Here is a 662-nt window from a genome sequence, read left to right as displayed (position 1 = left end):
GCTCCCACTGCTTGTACGTACACGGTTTCAGGTTCTTTTTCACTCCCCTCGCCGGGGTTCTTTTCGCCTTTCCCTCACGGTACTGGTTCACTATCGGTCAGTCAGGAGTATTTAGCCTTGGAGGATGGTCCCCCCATATTCAGACAGGATACCACGTGTCCCGCCCTACTCATCGAGCTCACAGCACATGCGCTTTTGTGTACGGGGCTGTCACCCTGTATCGCGCGCCTTTCCAGACGCTTCCACTAACACACATGCTGATTCAGGCTCTGGGCTCCTCCCCGTTCGCTCGCCGCTACTGGGGGAATCTCGGTTGATTTCTTTTCCTCGGGGTACTTAGATGTTTCAGTTCCCCCGGTTCGCCTCATTAACCTATGGATTCAGTTAATGATAGTGTGACGAGTCACACTGGGTTTCCCCATTCGGGTATCGCCGGTTATAACGGTTCATATCACCTTACCGGCGCTTATCGCAGATTAGCACGCCCTTCATCGCCTCTGACTGCCAGGGCATCCACCGTGTACGCTTAGTCGCTTAACCTCACAACCCGAAGATGTTTCTTGCGATTCATCATCGTGTTGCGAAAATTTGAGAGACTCACGAACAACTTTCGTTGTTCTGTGTTTCAATTTTCAGCTTGATCCAGATTTTTAAAGAGCAAA

1 rRNA gene is annotated in these 662 nt (G+C 51.1%); it reads right to left on the bottom strand.

Annotated features, from left to right (window positions below):
- Nucleotides 1-540: ribosomal RNA gene (locus NA389_RS21920) — 23S ribosomal RNA — on the bottom strand; the annotation flags it as partial.
- Between the last annotated feature and the right edge of the window lie 122 nt (nucleotides 541-662).

Origin of the sequence: Salmonella sp. NW645 (assembly GCF_051703725.1) — a bacterium.
GTDB classification, from domain to species: domain Bacteria; phylum Pseudomonadota; class Gammaproteobacteria; order Enterobacterales; family Enterobacteriaceae; genus Salmonella; species Salmonella enterica.
The sequence above is the reverse complement of the archived record's forward strand: the minus strand, read 5'-3'. Positions and strand labels throughout refer to the sequence as shown.